This window comes from Microbacterium sp. LMX7-1.2 (genome assembly GCF_040675935.1).
GTDB lineage: Bacteria > Actinomycetota > Actinomycetes > Actinomycetales > Microbacteriaceae > Microbacterium.
Genome location: NZ_JBEGIL010000001.1, coordinates 2251518 through 2268373 on the forward strand (window position 1 = coordinate 2251518; position 16856 = coordinate 2268373).

Sequence of the window (16856 nt, forward strand, 5' to 3'; positions counted from 1 at the left end):
GCCTCAGGCCGCGGCGCGCGCCCGGTCGAGGTCCTCGAACAGCTCGGTGTTGAAGCGGTACGCGAGGAGCACCTCGTCGATCACGCGCTCGCGCTCGGCGTCGTCCCAGGGGGCGGCGTCGAGCTGCTCGCGGTACACGTCCTTGAACGCGTTCGGGTCGGCGATGTCGTCGAACAGGTAGAAGCCGATGCCGTTGGTCTCGAAGCCGAAGCGGCGTGCCATGACACGCCCGATGAAGATCCCGCCGGAGAGGTCGCCGAGGTAGCGCGTGTAGTGGTGCGCGACGAACCCTCCCGCCCAGGTCGCCCCGACGTGACGGATGCGCGAGACGTAGGCGCGGGTGGTCGGCAGCGGGACGATCTGCTCCCGCCAGTCCGCCCCGAGCAGGAACTCGAGGTCGGCCTCGAGCGCGGGCAGCCGCGTGAGCTTGTCGCTGAGGAAGACGGAGGCGACGGGGTCGTTGCGCATCCGGTCGCCGGCGCCCTCGAGGGCCTCGTAGATGAAGTAGTGCTGGGCGACCAGCGCGATGTAGTCCTCTCGCGAACCCTCACCCTTGAGCAGATCGGACATGAAACCCGCGCCCTCGCTGCGCGAGTGCGAACCGGAGGAACGCTCGCGGAGGGCGGCGGAGAAGGAGAGGATCTCGGACATGACCCCAGTGTAAGGGTTGCCTAAGTTCCCGCGAAACCCTCGTGACGATCCGACTCGCGGTCGGGGTTCGACTGCCGCGCGGCGCTGCTCAGTCGTGCGGGCGCGGCTCGATGCCGAGGCGCTCGCAAGCGAGGTCGTAGAGCGCGACCACCTGACGACGCACGGAGGGGCGGTCATCGATCGGGCCTCCGGGCCACGGCACCCGCAGCTCGGATGCCGTCCCGCCGCGCCTCACGCTCCAGGTGCCGCCGTCGCCGTCGAAGCCGGTCATGGTCGCCCCGGTGATGTCGGCTGCGTCGTCGTCGGAGAAGGCGCGCGCGATCAGGAGGTTGTCGTCGGTGTGGTCGCCGTTCATGTGGCGCAGGACCGCGGAGACGACGTCGGCATCGAAGGAGTGGGGCATGAACATCACCCTACGGTGCGGCCGGATGCGCGCTTTCAGGAAGGGCGTTCTAGACTCGGGAGACACGTCTTCCGGGGGTCCCTTCCATGCAGCTTCTCTCGTCACGCAGGTTCCGCGCAGCGGCGGCCGGCGTCGCCGTGCTCGGACTCGCCCTCACCGGGTGCACCTCGGAGCCGTCTTTCAGCTACGAACCGCCCGCCCAGGCGGACGGCGCTCTGCCCGACGACACGGTCGCGGCGATGCAGGATGCCGTGACGAATGCGCTCACGGCCTCGGGTGCCTCCGGTGCGGTCGTGGGTGTCTGGGTGCCGTGGAGCGGCAGCTGGGTCTCGGGCGTCGGGACGCAGACGCCGAGGTCGGAGGACGAGATCACGACCGACATGGCGTTCCGCGTCGGGGACGTGACGCGCCTCATGACCTGCGATGTGCTGTACGGCCTCGCCGACGACGGCATCCTCGAGCTCGATGCCCCGGTGCCCGACTACGTGTCGGGCGTCCCGGACCTCCAGGACGTCACGCTCCTCGACCTGTGCAACGGCACGAGCGGCGTCGGATCCTCCGAAGCGATCGCGAAGTCCGCGTGGCTGAACACGCCGGAGCGCGTGTGGGCCCCGCTCGAACTCGCCTCGTTCGGTCTCGGCACGGCGCGCACCCCCGCGCACACCCAGTACCGCGACTCCGACGCCGGTTACCTGCTGCTCGGGCTCGCTCTGGAGCGCGCCTCCGGCCTCACGGCAGCCGAGCTGATCTCGCAGTACGTCGCGCAGCCTCTCGGGCTGCCGTCGACCTCGCTTCCGCGGGCCGCGGCCGCTGCGCCGTCGACCGGTCCGGTCATGGAGGGCCACTACCTGCCGGCCGTCGAGGGCGGATACACGTGTGCGGCCCCGGTGGACATCACGACGCTGTCGTCCAGCAGCGGCTTCACAGACTCGGGCGTGGTCTCCACGATCGAGGATCTCGGACGCTACGTGCAGGCGGAGGCCGCTCAGGCGCTGCGCACGAAGGAGGAGCCGAACCGCTTCGGTGCGCCGCTCCCCGCCTACGACGGGGCGCCGTCCTGGCAGCAGGCGACCGGCGGGGCCAGCCTCGTCGGCTCGCTCGTGGGCCAGTACGGATGGACTCCCGGGTACGCCACCGCGGCGTACTCCGATCCGACCACGGGCTTCACGGTCGCCGTGTCGCTGAACGACTCGACCGCCGGCGGCACGTTCGCGGCCTACCTCGCGTGGGAGCTCGCGGCCATCGCCTCGAAGGCGCCCGCGGCCTCCGGTCAGACGGCTCCCGAGTTCGGGCTGCCGTTCACGGCGGAGCAGTGGCACCAGGCGATCATCGACAACGCCCTGCCCTGCGTAGCCCCGGTAGAGGGCTGATCCGGACGCGGATCGACCGGCCCGGGACGCGCACATGGCGATCATCGACAACGCGATCTACGTCGACGGCGTCCGCACCGAGAACCCGGCGTCGCTGAGCGAGACCTTCGAGGTCATGCACGCTCGAGGCGGCATGGGATGGATCGGACTGTATCGCCCGAGCGAGGATGAGATCCGCGCGGTCGCCGAGGAGTTCGGCATCCACGAGCTCGTGGTCGAGGACGCGCTCTCGGGTCACCAGCGCTCGAAGCTGGAGCGCTACGGCGACGTGCTCTTCCTCGTGCTCCGGTCTGCCCGGTACCGCGATGAGACCGAGGAGGTCGAGTTCGGCGAGATCCACCTGCTGGTCGGCCCCGACTTCGTCGTCACCATCCGGCACGCCGAATCGCCGGACCTGGGCCGGGTCCGCCGTCGCCTCGAGGGCGACCGGGAGTTGCTGGCGCGGGGGCCGGAGGCCGTTCTCTACGCGATCCTCGACGAGGTCGTCGACGAGTACGCCCCGGTGCTGGAGGGCCTCGAGAACGACATCGACGAGATCGAGAACCAGCTGTTCGAAGAGGGCGTCGACGCGACCCAGCGCATCTACGAGCTGGGCCGCGAGGTCATCGACTTCCAGCGGGCGACGCAGCCGCTGAGCGGGATGCTGGACGCACTGCTGCGAGGTTCCGACACGCCCGCCGGCAGAACGAGGAGATGACGCGGATGACCGAGCTGAGCATCCGTCAGAACGACGAAGTCAAGCGCATCTCCGGCTGGGCGGCGATCCTCTTCACGCCCACCCTGGTGGGAACGGTCTACGGCATGAACTTCGATCACATGCCCGAATTGCACTGGGTCCTGGGCTATCCGATGGCGATCGCCCTGATGCTCGGAATGGGTTTCGCCCTGTATCTGGTGTTCAAGCGCAGGGGCTGGTTGTAGCCCCGCTCCACGTCGGACGGCTCAGACGGGCTGCCCGTCGTCGTCGAGCTCGACGCCCGGCCCCGGTCCGGGGCGCACGGCGGCATCCGGGGCGATGTCGATCCGGGTATTGCCGTCGTGCTCGGTCACCGCGATGCGCGGCGCGGCGTCGGCTTCTGTGGCCTTCGGGGCGGTGGTGAGCTGGTCGTGCCGCTTCTCGTCGAACGTCATGTCGTCCGTCGGGTCGTCGCGTCGATCGCCTTCTGCGTGGGTCGTCATGGTGCCACCGTAGGTAGACGCAGCGGTCGGATCGACGGGGTTGACAGTGACGGCGGCCGCCGTCGAGCGCGATGGGAGCGCTCCGACCGTGCGTTCAGGTTCTTCACAGGATTGTTGCGATTCATGTCGGGCCGCTGCCCGGAATATCGATATATTCGGTGTCGCACAGGGGGGTGCGTCGACGGCATGCAGAGCCGACGATGCGACTCGCCCTACCGACTCCAGAAAAGGGCACGCACATGACCGGAACTGCACGCAAGGCGCTCGCCGAGGCGATCGCGACCTTCCTCTTCGTCCTCGCCATCATCGCCGCGGTGAACAGCGAGAGCCCGCTGACGCCCCTCGCGATCGGCTTCACTCTCGCCGTGCTGGTCTACTCGACGGGACACATCTCGGGTGCGCACCTCAACCCGGCGGTCTCGGTCGGCGTCTTCCTGCGCGGCGGCCTCACCGTCACCGACTTCATCGCCTACCTCGTCGCGCAGTTCGTCGGCGGGGCGCTCGCGGCCCTCACGAGCTTCGCCGTCTGGCCGGCCGGCGCCGAGGCCAAGGTCGTCGAGATCGGACCGGCCTTCTTCGTCGAGGCGCTGTTCACGCTCATCCTCGTCTGGGTCGTGCTCAACACCGCGACCTCGAAGGACACCGACGGCAACTCGTTCTACGGTCTCGCGATCGGCGGCACCGTGTTCGTCGGCGCGGCGACGGTCGGCTCGATCTCCGGCGGCGGCTTCAACCCGGCCGTCGCGCTCGGGCTCTCGGTCGGCGGCTACTTCGACTGGGCCTCGCTCTGGCTCTACATCGTCGCCCCCGTCACGGGCGCGGTCATCGCCGCCCTGCTGTTCCGCGTGCTGAACACCGACGACGCCAAGAAGATCGGCGCCTGAGCCCCGCATCCGACACCGGAATCCTGCGACGCCGCACCCTCTCCGGAAGGTGCGGCGTCACTCGTCCCGCGGGAGGATCCCCGGAATCATCCCCACGGTGGATGCCGGGCGTCGGCCGGTCGACGTAACGTGAAAGCATGCTGATCGTCGAAGAGCTCCACATGCTCCTCCTCCGTCCGGACGGCCGCGTCGAGCCCTCGGTGAGCGTCAACCGCCTGTACGGCGAGGTAGCCGCCGTCCTCACCGACCTCGCCCTGCGCGGACGCATCCGCCTCACGGAGGAACGGCATCCGATCGTCGAGATCGCGTCGACCGAACCCACCGGTCATCCCGTGCTGGACTCGACGCTCGATCGCATCGTGCACATGCGCGGCAAGCGCCTGCAGTCGCTCATCATGCGACCTAAGCTCGACCCGCTCGACGTCGTCGTGGAGTCGCTCGTGGTGCAGGGAGTGCTGATCCGCGGGGAGCGCGGCTTCTTCGGCTGGGGATCGGCACGCACCCCGGAGTCCGATCCCGCGCCGGAACTCGTGCTCCGCGCGCGCCTTGCCGAGGTGATCGCCGGCACGCGGGAGGCGACCCGTGCGGACCTGTCGCTGCTGAGCATCCTGCAGAATCTGGGAGCCGCGCACGCGATCCTCCGCGAGGAGTGCGCTGGCGCCTCGGCGAAGGACCTGAAGGCGCGCATCGAGGAACTCGTCTCCGGTTCGACCGACGCGTCCGGCGCGGTCGTGGGGGATGCCGTGGCGGCCGCGCTCAACACGGCGATGGCCGCGGCGATGATGGCGGCCATGACCCCGGCGGTCGTCGCGGCCACGGTCAGCTGAACGTCGCTCCCGACGTCCCCGGGAGCTCGGCGAGGACGGGATTGCGATCGAGCGGATCGGCGACGACCCCGTGCACGGCGTCGAGGTCGAGCACGGGGAAGCGCGAGGCGACCCCGATCTTCTCCTCGCTGCCCAGCACCAGGACGCGGGAGCTGCGGGCCGCGAGCGCGCGCTTCGTCACGGCATCGTCGAGCTCACCGGTCGTGAGGCCTGCGCGCGGGTCGATCCCCGTGACGCCGAGGAAGAACAGGTCGGCGGCCAGGTGCTGCACGGCCTCCATAGCGAGCGATCCGCCGGCGACCATCGAGTGGCGGGAGAGTTCCCCTCCGATCATCACGATGCGCGCCTCGGACTGCTGAGCGACGGCGATCGCCACGGCGGGGCTCGGGGTGATCACGGTCAGATCCGCGCGACGAGGCAGCAGGGCGGCCATCGCGAGCGTGGTGGTGCCGGCGTCGAGGATCACGGTCGATCCTGGCGGGATGAGCTCGACGGCCCGCTGTGCGACGCGCGCCTTCGATTCCGTGGCGAGCGAGGCCCTGGCATCGACGGGCCGGTCGGCGGGTGCCACGGGCAGCGCTCCGCCGTAGACGCGCACGAGTTCGCCGGCATGCGCCAGTTCGCGCAGGTCCCGGCGGATCGAGTCCTCCGAAACCCCGAGCGCGCGGGCGACGTCTTTCGCGACGATGCGACCGTCACGTCGCAGGATCTCCTGCAGATGGGCCTTGCGCTGCGCACCGAGCATCTTGTTCCTTCACGAAGTTTCACGTTTATGCACGGTTAACGCTACAGTCTCCGGCATGAGCACACCACTCCTGATCCTGATCGCCGGCCCCTACCGTTCTGGAACCGGCGGCGATCCCGACCTCATCGCCGCGAATCTCGCACGGCTCGAGCAGGCCGCCGCCCCCATCCACCGCCTGGGACACGTCCCGATGATCGGCGAGTGGGTCGCGCTGCCGATCCTGCGAGGGATGGCGCCCGAGGAGACTGCGGAGGGCGACGTCATGTACGAGACGGCGCACCGCCTCCTTCAGCACTGCGACGCGGTCCTCCGACTTCCGGGCGACTCGACCGGAGCCGATAAGGACGTCGAGATCGCTCGCGAGCGGGGGCTCCCCGTCTACCGCACGATCGACGAGATCCCGGCGCTGGCCGACATGTGACGGCCCTCAGGCGTCGAAGTGCACCCCGGTGACGCGTTAGGCGGCCGTCCACAGCGCAGCCCCGAGCCGGGGCGAGCGCACCTGGTCGGAGGCCCGCACCCGCGCAGGACCGCCGCGGAACTCGAGCAGCCCACTCGGACCCCAGTAGTCGCCGCCCGTGGCCTCGGCGGATATCGCGGCGTGCACGACGGGCAGCGCCCCGGCATCCTTTCCCTGAACGAGCACGCGCGTCGGCGCCGCGAGATTCCGGACGAGGCGGGAGACCTCGGCGAGTCCGTCGCGCTGCGGGGTCAGGGGATCGACCGCGTACCCCGGATGCGCGCACAGCGCGGACCGCGCCGTGCCGCGCCACCGGCGGTCGAGCTCGAACGTGAGGGCCATGAGCGCGGCCTTCGAGCGCCCGTACTGGCGCAGCGACGAGCCCGCCCACGGGGCGTCGAGCATGGCCCGGTCGAGACGCGCGAAGCGATGCGCGATCGACCCGACCGCGACGACCCGGGCGTCTTCCGAGAGCACGGAGGCGAGTCCGGCGAGCAGTGCGAAGTGACCCAGCGCGTTGGTCCCGACCATGAGGTCGAGGCCGTCGGCGGTGCGCGCCTCGCGGGTCGCCGCCTTGACTCCGGCGTTGCAGATCACGGCGTCGATCCGCTCGTCCACGGCGGCCGCAGCCCGGGCGACGGCGCCGAGGTCTCCGAGGTCCAGCGGGAGCACGTCGATCTCCGCCTCCGGCGCGTGCGCGCGGATCGACGACGCCGCGACGGCGGCCCGTTCGGGCGAGCGGCATCCGAGCAGCACCCGAGCGCCTCCCGCCGCGAGCTGCTCGGCGCACCAATACCCGATGCCCGCGTTCGCTCCGGTGACGAGCACGGTGCGCGCGACGGGGGAGGTCATGCCTCCAACCTACGTCGTCGGGGCTCGCGTAGCCTGAGGGGCATGACTGGCACGAGTGCACGCACCGCCGTCGAGGTCGTCGACTGGCGGCGGAGGATCTTCGCCCTGTACGCCGAGATCCGTCGGGCCGACAGCCCGGAGGAGGCGCATGAGCTGTGGCGCATCGAACGCGATGAGCTCCTGCTCCGGCATCCGGCGACCGCCCTGCTCCCCGAGGACCGTGTCCTGTTCGAGGGGCTGCCGATCGCGTCCTATGATCCCGCCTGGCGGTTCGAGCTGCCGATCCTCGATGCCGAGCCCGGAGGGTTCGAGTTCGCCACGGGTACGGATGGAGTCGTGCCGTTCGAGAGGATCGGCCGTGTCGAGGTTCCGGATGCCGGGTCGCTCGACGTATGGCGCCTGATGTCCTACGGAGGCGGACTCTTCATCCCCGTCCGCGATGCGCTCGCCGGTCGGGCGGGCGGCACCTATGGCGGCGGACGCTACCTGATCGACACGATCAAGGGCGCAGACCTCGGAGCGGATGCCGAGAAGGGCACGCTCGTGCTCGACTTCAACTTCGCCTACAACCCCTCGTGCGCGTACGACCCGGCATGGGCGTGCCCCCTCGCGCAGCCGGGCAACGTGCTCGACGTGCCGGTACCGGTGGGGGAGATGTACGCGGGCTGAGTCAGGTGCGGCGCCCGAGGCGCACGCCGGCGATCAGCCCCGCGGTGGCGGCGCTGCCGACGAGCACCCAGGCGAGCCAGCGGGGCACGGTCAGCCGCCGGACGGATTCTCGAGCGGCGCGCCCTCGTCGTCCGTCGTCTGGTCGTCGAGTGTCTTCTGCACGTCGTCGTCCTGGTCGGATGACTCGTCAGGCTGCTCCGGAGCGCCACCGGAGGCCGTGTCGGCCTCCTCGTCGACTCCCGGAGTCCCCTGGGTGTTGGACGGATCGCTCATGGACTCTCCTCTGTCTCGTGGATGGTCTGGCGACCGTACGTCCGCCGGGGGCATCCGCAGAGGGGGTTGACCGTTCGCGGCGCGGGCAGGACACTGCTCGACGCGTTCCAGGCGCGTTTCTGACTCCGCACCGGATCAAGGACGCGAGCGGCCGCGGCGCGATCCTCAGAAGTCCTCGAGTGGCGTGCCCTCGACGGCGACTTCCCAGGTGCCGAAGCGAGCGAAGCCCGCGGCGCGTGCGAGCGCGACGGAGGCAACGTTGTCGATCTGGCATCGGTACTGCGGCTCGTAGCCGCGCTCGAGGGCCGCGGCGCCTATCGCCCGGACCGTCCTGCGGGCCAGGGATCGGCCGCGGAACTCCGGCAGCGTGATCACCCCGAGATCGGCGAATCGGGTTCCGCTCCAGGGGTACATGCTCGCCGCGCAGACCAGTCTGTCTTCGACGAACGTCCCGTATACGAGCCAATGGTCCAACTCGACGAACGCCTCGTCGAGTTCGTCCTCGGGCGCGTCCGCCCCGAAATCGGCGAACCGTACGGCGTCGGCGGTCGAGAGCGGCCGCGTCTCCGGAGCGACGCGCTCGGCTCGGAGCCCGGCGTGGTCCGCGTGCGGCAGGTAGAAGAGATGGTCCGGATCATTCAGCGTGATCCCGTGCCGTTGGAGAAGGGCCGACAGCTCCTCGTCGTCGAGTCGTGTGCCCGCGGCCAGGTCGAATTCTCCGGCGCGCTCCGGGGACAGCGAGAGGATCGTTGATCCGCCCTCGGTGCGCAGCAGCGACACCGCCCTGGTCGCGGGGAGCGCGGGATCGATTGCTACCACGACGCCGTCATCCGCCGGAGCGCTGCCGGCGTCGGGGAGCCAGTGGGCGAGAACGATGGGAGAGAACATGAGCGACCTTCCGAGCGCGAACGGGAGCCAGTGTAGGGCTCAAGAGCGTGAGGACCGATATGCCGCCGGATGGGCCCATCCTCGGTACAGCGGACTCCGTCCCTGCTCGGACAGGGCATCCCATCGAGCAGCCCACGCGGCACGGCTGGCGGAGGGGGGCCAGGGCTCCCCGCGCAGCTCGTCCGGAAGGAGCGGGTCGTCTCGGATCGCGCGCTCGAGGGCCTCGGCGAGCAGGAGCATCCGCACCTCCGCCGGCTCTCCAGCGGCTGAGGAGTCTCGGCGGAGGGCGTCGTCGAGGAGGGAGTACGCCGCGAGGACGGGGCTGCTCGGCCATAGCGCCTCGGCGAGGGCCCGGGGCTCCGTGATCCCCCGGACGTCGAGGTCGTCGGTCGTCGCGCACGTCAGGTACGGACGCACGTCGTCGGAGAGCGTGGCGATCAGGTCGTGAGGGCTCACGTACAGGCCTGTCGAGACGGCGACGGCGCCGAGCTCCTGGAGGTCGCGGCGCAGGGTGTCGCGGACGGCGCGCTCGCGCTCCGGGGCGGTCACGGCGATCATCCGCCACCGGCCGTCCCACGGGGCATCGCCGGCGTCCTGCGCGGCGACGAGCAGCAGGCTCTGTCGATCGCGTTCCAGTCGTCGCCGTCCTGCGCGGGTCAGCTCGAGGGCGCCCGCGCGGCCGCGACCCGTCTGCACGACCTCGCCTCCGGCGATCATGCGTCGGATCGCCAACCGCACCGGCTGGTCCGCCAGCCCTGCGAGGTTCGCTGTGTCGTAGATGTCGCGCAGGGACGCGGTTCCGTGGGGAGAACAGGAAGTGCCTCTGATCACAACCGGTACGCGGTGAGGCGAAGCCTGAGAGCTCCAGTGGGGATAAACTACTCGCCTACTTACACGAGACCGAATGCATACAGAAATACGTGAGCGCATTCGTCAGGGCGCGGAGCGGGTAGTCGGTCCGTCGGGTCGGTGCGGCAGCCCATCGTCGGCACTAGGCCGCCAGTCGGCATCGACGTTCCGATTACGTGCTTGCGTGGCAGGAAGGCCGTCATTCGATCCCCGGCGGAGGTGATGATAGCACGCCGAAGTGCTGAGGGCTCTTCCGGTCGTTGAGTGGGCGAGGCGCGTAGGGCTCGTCGTCCATTGGTGCATTGGCGAGCGGGCCGGTGGTACGCCACTAGAAGGGCGGTACCATTACGCGCGCGTGGGGGTTCGAAGGAAGCGGCTGCAGACGAGCCGGCGTTCGCGCCAGGGGCTCATCCGTGGAGCAAGCCGGGCATCGCCGGATCGGCCGGAGACTGGCTCGTAGCGGGATCCATGTGAGGTACTCGCGTCGTAAGCTGCGGAGGAGGGTGTCCGCCGCGATCGACTGGGCTCGGTAGACGCGCGGTGCGGAAGAACCCGACCAGGCAGCGATCGTTGCGTGGGGCGCCAGCCCGGCCGGGTCTGGGTGCGGCCCAATTTGGTCACGAGGCGACCGGGGACGTCATTCGGCCGGTGTCGTGGAAGTAGGCCCCGATCGATCACGACTGGAGTTCAGTACTGGGCCGGTTCCTGATCAGAGACGTGAGTAGTCCATCTGCTCAGCCGAGCGCGACGCGCGGCCGCCTGCGACCGGACAGCGGTGAGCAGCGCACGAGTGCCACTCGAGGAGAGGCGACCGGTAGACCCGGATCGAACCGTTCGATCGCGGGACTACGTCACCAGGTGTACCGCGGGACTGACGACGAGTGGAGCCGCACCGCATGACGAGTGGCGCGTGTTGGGGGTTCGTGCTGCGCAATTATCGTACACGACGCGTACGTCCGACCTCGCCGCCTCTGCGCCCCGCTCGATCCCGACGCTCCTCATGGTCGGCGCTCACGACCGCCACGTCGGACTCGTAGTGGCGTACGCGAGCAGACGTATCGCAGTACGATCCTACGGCTCGCAGCCTTGAGTCTCCGTCTATCCGGGTCGAAGGTAGACGACGCATTAAATCCCCAGGCGCCTGCCTGGTGATAGGACGGAGTAGCGACGTCCCGGCGACTGTCTAAGAGCGACCTTGCTGGTCCGCGCGCCCTGTTTCTCGCCCAGTGGGGTTCGTACGGGTTACCGTACGTGCCCCGCCCGCATTTCCAGCCGTCTTCGTTGTCGGCCGGGGTCGCGCTCTAGGTACACGTAGTCATGAGGCTGGGTCGTCGTACTGACAGCATTGGGGGAGGGGTCCCCACCATCGCATGTTGAAGCAACAGGAGGTACGTTCGCTCCGCCCCCTCGCCATCCGGCCGGGTTAACGCATGCGCACGCCGTCGGTAACCCCGGCCCCAGAATCTGCCGATGCCGCAGCGCGCGCGGCAGCTATCGATCCCCGCGACCGTGCCCGGCACCGTGCACACCGATCTCCTCGCGGCAGGGCTCATCGACGACCCTTATCTCGACCTCAACGAGCTGGGGGACGAGTGGATCGGCCGGACCGAGTGGGCGTACCGCACGACGATCGACTGGCAGGGCAGTGCCGAGGAGCGCACCGACCTCGTGTTCGACGGCCTCGACACGGTCGCGATCATCACGCTGAACGGGGTCGAGATCGGCCGCACGTTCAACCAGCACCGCACGTACCGCTTCGACGTGACCTCGCAACTCACGACGGGCGAGAACGCGCTCGAGGTGCGCTTCGCCTCGGCCTGGGACCACGCCGAGGGCGTCGGGGCCGAGCTCGGCGATCTCCCCAACGCGTATCCGACGCCGTTCGGCTTCATCCGCAAGATGGCGGCGAACTTCGGCTGGGACTGGGGTCCCCAGCTCGTCACCGCCGGCATCTGGAAAGGGGCGCGCCTGGAGTCCTGGTCCGGAGCCCGCCTCGCCGAGGTGCGCACCGCCGTCACTCTCGACGGCGACACCGGGGTCGCGCGCGTCACGGCGCTGCTCGAGACATCGGGGACGGATGCCGGGGCCGACCGCACGCTCGTCGTGGACGTCGCGGGGCAGCGCGTCGAGATCCCGGTGTCGGGCGACGGCCCCGTCGCGGCCGAGGTGCGCGTACCCGACGTCGCGGTGTGGTGGCCGCGGGGGATGGGCGCGCAGCCGCTGCACGACCTGACCGTGGAGCTGCACGACGGCGCCGAGATGCGCGACGAGTGGACCCGCCGGATCGGCTTCCGCACGGTGGAGCTCGACACGAGGGAGGACGCCGAGGGGTCTGCGTTCACGTTCGTCATCAACGGCATCCCGCTGTTCATCCGCGGTGCGAACTGGATCCCTGACGACTGCTTCCCCTCGCGGATCACCCCGGAGCGCTACCGCGACCGCATCGAGCAGTCGATCGGCGCGAACCTGAACCTGCTGCGCGTCTGGGGCGGCGGCATCTACGAGCGCGACGAGTTCTACGACATCTGCGACGAGCTGGGCGTGCTGACCTGGCAGGACTTTCTGTTCGCATGCGCCGCCTACCCGGAGGAGGAGCCGATCCGCTCCGAGGTGATCGCGGAGGCGCGCGACAACGTGCTGCGCCTATCGACGCACGCGAGCCTCGTGCTGTGGAACGGCTGCAACGAGAACATCTGGGGCTGGTTCGACTGGAACTGGCAGTCCCAGCTCGAGGGGCGCACTTGGGGCCTCGGCTATTACACCGAGGTGCTGCCTGAGATCGTCGCCGAACTCGATCCGACCACCCCGTACTGGCCGGGGAGCCCGTTCTCGGGATCGATGGAGTTCCACGCGAACGACCCCGCCCGCGGCAACATGCACATCTGGGACGTCTGGAACCGCGTCGACTACACCGTGTACGGCGAGTACCGGCCGCGTTTCGTGTCGGAGTTCGGCTTCCAGGGCCCGCCGACGTGGTCGACGCTGACCCGGTCGATCCACGACGTGCCGCTCACGCCGGACTCTCCCGGGATGCTGCTGCACCAGAAGGCCGAGGACGGCAACGGCAAGCTCGCACGCGGCATGGCCCCGCATCTGCCCGAGCCGCAGTCGATGGAGGACTGGCACTACCTGACGCAGCTCAATCAGTCGCGCGCGATCGTGTTCGGCACCGAGTGGTACCGCTCGCAGCGGGGGCACTGCATGGGCACGATCGTGTGGCAGATCAACGACTGCTGGCCCGTGACGTCATGGGCCGCGGTCGACGGCGACGGACGCCGCAAGCCGCTGTGGCACGGACTGCGCCGCGCGAACGCCGAGCGTCTCGCGACCGTGCAGCCCGCCGACGACGGCCTCGCGCTCGTGCTCGTGAACGACTCGCGTGAGCCGTGGACGGCCGAGGGGGCGCTGCGCCGGCTCGGCTTCGACGGCGGGATGCTCGCCGAGCAGGCCGTGTCCGTCACCGTGCCGGCGCTCGACCGGGTCACGGTCGCGCTCGCCGCAGAGATCGCCCATCCCGGAGATGCGGCGGCGGAGCTCGTGAGCGTCGAGATCGACGGAGCACGCGCGTTCTCGCACGTGTTCGCCGAGGACAAGGACCTCGCGCTGCAGGCGACCGACCTCGGCGTCGTGATCGGCCCGTGGGTCGACGGTCGTCAGGACGTGGAGCTCATCGCCGACACGTTCGTGCGCGGCGTGTGCCTGTTCCCCGATCGCCTCGACCCGGCGGCCTGGGCGGACGACGCGGACGTCGACGTCATCCCCGGGCGCACGACCGTGCTGACCGTGGCGTCCGCGGAACCGCTCGAGCCCTCCGTGCTCGGCACACACCCGGTGCTGCGCAGCCTGAATGATCTGATGGCCTAGTCGGCATGTCGGCGGGGTCTGCGACGCCGAGGGGAATCACAGGCCTGGCCGTCAGGCCGTGGTCGTCTTCGCCGCCGGCGCCGTGAGGCGCGGGATGAGCACGGGCGTGCTGTCGCGGTAGGCGGCGTAGTCCGCACGGTCGCCCCACTTCTTCTCGGCGCGCGCCTCGAGCAGCGGGATGCCGCTCACCCGCGTGAGCAGCAGGATCACGAACAGGGGCGACAGCACGGCGATCCACTGCCACCCGACGAGCGTGGGGGCCGCCGTGACGAAGACCCCGACCCAGACGACGATCTCGCCGAAGTAGTTGGGATGCCGTGAACGCGACCACAGCCCGGTGCGGATGAACTCGTCCTTGTTGCGGGGGTCCGCACGGAATCGGGACTTCTGCGCGTCGGCGACGATCTCGATCACCAGGCCCACGGCCCACACGACCACGCCGACGATACTCAGCCATCCGAGCGGCGCCCGCTCCTCGGCATCCGCACCGATCGCGATCCATGCCGCCGCCGCGGTGAGCGATACCCAGGCGCCCTGGATCACCCATGTCTGCAGGAAGCGCAGCGGCGATGCCTTGATCTCGTCGAAGCGTCCGTCGGAACCCGCCCGGTGCACGCGTCGCGCCAGGAACGTCCCGAGGCGGGCGGCCCACACGACCACCATCGCGGCGAGGACCCAGCTGAGGGTGCCGGCGTGCGGGGCGAGCAGGACGAGCGCCACGGAGATCACGATGAACGTGAGACTGCCGGTGAGGTCGAAGAACCGCTCGGTGCGGAAGATCGCCGCGGGGATGAAGGCGAGCACCTGGATCGCGAAAGCGGCGGCGACCGCGAGCGTGAACAGCGGGATGCCGCCGAGCGTCGCGCCGCCCTGACTGCCCGCGAGCGCGACGAGCGCGCCGATGACGAGGGCGACCACGATCGCGACGACCGTGGTGCGCGACGAACGAGGCTTCGTGGGGGCGGGAGACGACATGGTGCTCTTCTCGATTCTCGGGGACTCAGGAGTGGGGATCAGGCGTACAGGGCGGCGACGGCGTCGGAGGCGCGGTCCAGCACCACGCTCCGCTTCAGCTTCATGGTCGGGGTCACCAGCCCGCGGTCCTCGAGATCGGCGAGGATCACGGTGAAGCGCCGCACCTGCTCGCTGCGGGCCACAAGTGCATTGGCGGCATCGACGACGCGCTGGAGGTGCTCCCGGAGCGCGGGGTCGTCGACCTCGTGGATGTCGGTCCCGCCGGCGGACGACGAGCCCGCGCCCGACACCGAGGCCGCCTGCTCGGGATCCAGCACGAGAAGAGCCGAGAGGTACGGCTTTCCCTCGCCCACCATCACGGCGTGCGAGACGAGCGGATCGGCCTCGACCGCGCTCTCCCACCGCGTGGGCACGATCGTCTTGCCGTTCGACGTCACGATCACGTCCTTGACCCGGCCCTCGAGGATCAGGTTGCCGCGGTCGTCGAGGCGTCCGAGGTCGCCCGTGCGGAAGAACCCGTCGACGAACGCGGCCGCGTCGTGCGCAGGGTCGCGGTAGCCGCGGAACACCCCGACGCCGCGCGCGAGCACCTCGCCGCCCTCGCCGATGCGCACGGTGAGTCCAGGCAGGGGAGGTCCGACCGTACCGGAGGTGATGCGTCCGGGCAGGTTGCCGGTCAGCGGCGCTGTCGTCTCGGTGAGACCGTAGCCCTCGATCACGGGGACGCCCATGCCGCGGAAGAACAGGGACACATCGGCGTCGAGCGCTGCGCCGCCCGACAGGATGTATCCGACGCGTCCGCCCATGACCGCGCGCAGACGTCGGTAGAAGAGCGCGTCGAAGAAGCGGTGACGCAGGGCCAGGCCGAAGTCCTTCGGGGCGCGGCCGTCACGCTCGATCCGCTCCGCCCGGCGTCCCCAGGCGATCGCGGTCGACACGGCGTGTTCCCACACCCGGGTGAGTCCCTTGTCCGCGGCCTTCTCGGCGGCTGCGGCCTGGATCTTCTGGAGTACCCGGGGCACCACGACGAGGAAGGTGGGACGCAGGGTGTCGAGGGTCGCGACGACGGTCGACGGGTCCGCCAGGTGCGCGATCCGCATGCCGCTCGCGAGGCAGATCAGCTGCAGCCCGCGCGCCAGCACGTGCGCGAGCGGCAGGAAGATCACGGTGTTGCCGTCCTCCCGCACGATGTCGCGGTACGCGGCGGCGATGTTCAGCACCTGGCCGAGGAAATTGCGGTGCGTGAGCACCACGCCCTTCGGTTCGCCGGTCGTGCCGGAGGTGTAGACGATGGTCGCGGGATCGTCCTGGGTGGCAGATGCCCTGCGGGCCTCGAGCTCGTCGTCCGAGACCTCGGCGCCCTGAGCGACCAGGTCGGCGAGGGAGCCGGGTGCCGCGGCATCCATGGTCCATACGCCGAGTGCGTCGCCGGCGGCATGCGCGAAGGCGTCCTGGAGGAGAGCGGCGTGCTCGGTGGTGCCGCCGATCGCGAGACGCACGCCCGCGTCCGCCACGATCGCGTCGACCTGCGACGGGGAGGACGTCTCGTAGATCGGCACGACGACGGCTCCCGCGAACCACGCGGCGAGGTCGGCGACCGCCCACTCATAGCGCGTCGGCGCCATGATCGCGATCGGGTCTCCCACCTGCACGCCGCGGGCGATGAAGCCCTTGGCGAGCGCGCGCACCTCGTCGGCGAAGGCGCGGGTCGTGACGGGACGCCAGGTTCCGGCATCCTCCACCTCGAAGGCGACGTGATCGGGGGCGGCGCTCTCTCGCGCGACCAGGAGGTCGGTGACGTTGCGATAGCCGTCGAGCGCGGCCAGCGGCGGGGTCGTCGTCTCGATCATCGCGGCTCCTTGTCGGTCATGAGAGCGGTGTCAACCGAGGGCGCGCGAAACTGACCCTCGACACGTGTTCGGAGCCGATCGGGGATCGGATGTGATCAGTATTCCGGATGCCGCGCG

General features: G+C 69.9%; 16 protein-coding genes and 1 pseudogene. 7 read left to right on the top strand and 10 right to left on the bottom strand.

Annotated elements, in window-relative coordinates; genetic code table 11:
- Positions 1–3 precede the first annotated feature (3 nt).
- Both MRBLMX7_RS10975 and MRBLMX7_RS10980 read right to left on the bottom strand, forming a co-directional pair.
- Positions 4–651 carry a heme oxygenase (biliverdin-producing) gene (locus MRBLMX7_RS10975; protein WP_050723981.1) on the bottom strand — a complete coding sequence of 216 codons (648 nt, stop codon included), beginning with the start codon at positions 649–651 and terminating at the stop codon, positions 4–6.
- An 88-nt stretch (positions 652–739) separates the two neighbouring features.
- The gene (locus MRBLMX7_RS10980) at positions 740–1054 is read right to left on the bottom strand and encodes a DUF2470 domain-containing protein (RefSeq protein WP_363368431.1); all 315 of its coding nucleotides are present in this window, start codon (positions 1052–1054) and stop codon (positions 740–742) included.
- A gap of 86 nt (positions 1055–1140) precedes the next feature.
- On the opposite strand from MRBLMX7_RS10980, the gene MRBLMX7_RS10985 reads away from it, so the two are divergent.
- Positions 1141–2424, top strand: a complete 1284-nt coding sequence (locus MRBLMX7_RS10985; RefSeq protein ID WP_363368434.1) for a serine hydrolase domain-containing protein — start codon at positions 1141–1143, stop codon at positions 2422–2424.
- 34 nt (positions 2425–2458) lie between these two features.
- A pseudogene (locus MRBLMX7_RS10990) lies at positions 2459–3345 on the top strand (magnesium and cobalt transport protein CorA).
- Between the two features lie 21 nt (positions 3346–3366).
- Here MRBLMX7_RS10990 and MRBLMX7_RS10995 read toward each other — a convergent pair.
- The gene (locus MRBLMX7_RS10995; RefSeq protein WP_363368436.1) at positions 3367–3603 is read right to left on the bottom strand and encodes a multidrug transporter; all 237 of its coding nucleotides are present in this window, start codon (positions 3601–3603) and stop codon (positions 3367–3369) included.
- A gap of 239 nt (positions 3604–3842) precedes the next feature.
- On the opposite strand from MRBLMX7_RS10995, the gene MRBLMX7_RS11000 reads away from it, so the two are divergent.
- Both MRBLMX7_RS11000 and MRBLMX7_RS11005 read left to right on the top strand, forming a co-directional pair.
- The gene (locus MRBLMX7_RS11000) at positions 3843–4487 is read left to right on the top strand and encodes an MIP/aquaporin family protein (RefSeq protein WP_363368438.1); all 645 of its coding nucleotides are present in this window, start codon (positions 3843–3845) and stop codon (positions 4485–4487) included.
- 137 nt (positions 4488–4624) lie between these two features.
- Positions 4625–5314 carry a GOLPH3/VPS74 family protein gene (locus MRBLMX7_RS11005; protein ID WP_363368440.1) on the top strand — a complete coding sequence of 230 codons (690 nt, stop codon included), beginning with the start codon at positions 4625–4627 and terminating at the stop codon, positions 5312–5314.
- Here the strand turns inward: MRBLMX7_RS11005 and MRBLMX7_RS11010 are convergent.
- Entirely contained in the window at positions 5307–6059 is a 753-nt protein-coding gene (locus tag MRBLMX7_RS11010; protein WP_363368442.1) for a DeoR/GlpR family DNA-binding transcription regulator, read from the bottom strand. The two genes, MRBLMX7_RS11005 and MRBLMX7_RS11010, sit on opposite strands and share 8 nt — an antisense overlap.
- Before the next feature lie 55 nt (positions 6060–6114).
- Between MRBLMX7_RS11010 and MRBLMX7_RS11015 the strand changes: the two genes are divergently transcribed.
- A complete protein-coding gene (locus tag MRBLMX7_RS11015; protein WP_363368444.1) occupies positions 6115–6480 on the top strand; it encodes a DUF4406 domain-containing protein in 366 nt (121 codons plus the stop codon).
- 36 nt (positions 6481–6516) lie between these two features.
- On the opposite strand, the gene MRBLMX7_RS11020 is transcribed toward MRBLMX7_RS11015, so the two are convergent.
- Positions 6517–7371: an SDR family NAD(P)-dependent oxidoreductase gene (locus MRBLMX7_RS11020; RefSeq protein WP_363368446.1), complete on the bottom strand. Its 855-nt coding sequence runs from the start codon at positions 7369–7371 to the stop codon at positions 6517–6519.
- Between the two features lie 42 nt (positions 7372–7413).
- Here MRBLMX7_RS11020 and MRBLMX7_RS11025 point away from each other — a divergent pair, with 42 nt between their 5' ends.
- A complete protein-coding gene (locus MRBLMX7_RS11025) occupies positions 7414–8040 on the top strand; it encodes a DUF1684 domain-containing protein (protein ID WP_363368448.1) in 627 nt (208 codons plus the stop codon).
- Between the two features lie 90 nt (positions 8041–8130).
- On the opposite strand, the gene MRBLMX7_RS11030 is transcribed toward MRBLMX7_RS11025, so the two are convergent.
- The 3 genes from MRBLMX7_RS11030 to MRBLMX7_RS11040 form a co-directional block, all read right to left on the bottom strand.
- Positions 8131–8313 (bottom strand): hypothetical protein, encoded by a 183-nt coding sequence (locus MRBLMX7_RS11030; protein WP_363368450.1) that lies wholly within the window; start codon positions 8311–8313, stop codon positions 8131–8133.
- Between the two features lie 165 nt (positions 8314–8478).
- A complete protein-coding gene (locus MRBLMX7_RS11035; protein WP_363368452.1) occupies positions 8479–9201 on the bottom strand; it encodes a GNAT family N-acetyltransferase in 723 nt (240 codons plus the stop codon).
- Positions 9202–9240: 39 nt separating this feature from the next.
- Positions 9241–9918, bottom strand: coding sequence for a PaaX family transcriptional regulator (locus MRBLMX7_RS11040; protein WP_363368454.1), 678 nt, complete (start codon positions 9916–9918; stop codon positions 9241–9243).
- A 1602-nt stretch (positions 9919–11520) separates the two neighbouring features.
- Here MRBLMX7_RS11040 and MRBLMX7_RS11045 point away from each other — a divergent pair.
- A complete protein-coding gene (locus MRBLMX7_RS11045; RefSeq protein WP_363368456.1) occupies positions 11521–13914 on the top strand; it encodes a glycoside hydrolase family 2 protein in 2394 nt (797 codons plus the stop codon).
- Between the two features lie 51 nt (positions 13915–13965).
- Here the strand turns inward: MRBLMX7_RS11045 and MRBLMX7_RS11050 are convergent, their stop codons facing one another.
- Both MRBLMX7_RS11050 and MRBLMX7_RS11055 read right to left on the bottom strand, forming a co-directional pair.
- Complete coding sequence (locus tag MRBLMX7_RS11050) at positions 13966–14889, bottom strand: DUF1295 domain-containing protein (RefSeq protein ID WP_363368458.1); 924 nt, start codon at positions 14887–14889, stop codon at positions 13966–13968.
- 38 nt (positions 14890–14927) lie between these two features.
- Positions 14928–16739 carry an AMP-dependent synthetase/ligase gene (locus MRBLMX7_RS11055; RefSeq protein WP_363368460.1) on the bottom strand — a complete coding sequence of 604 codons (1812 nt, stop codon included), beginning with the start codon at positions 16737–16739 and terminating at the stop codon, positions 14928–14930.
- Between the last annotated feature and the right edge of the window lie 117 nt (positions 16740–16856).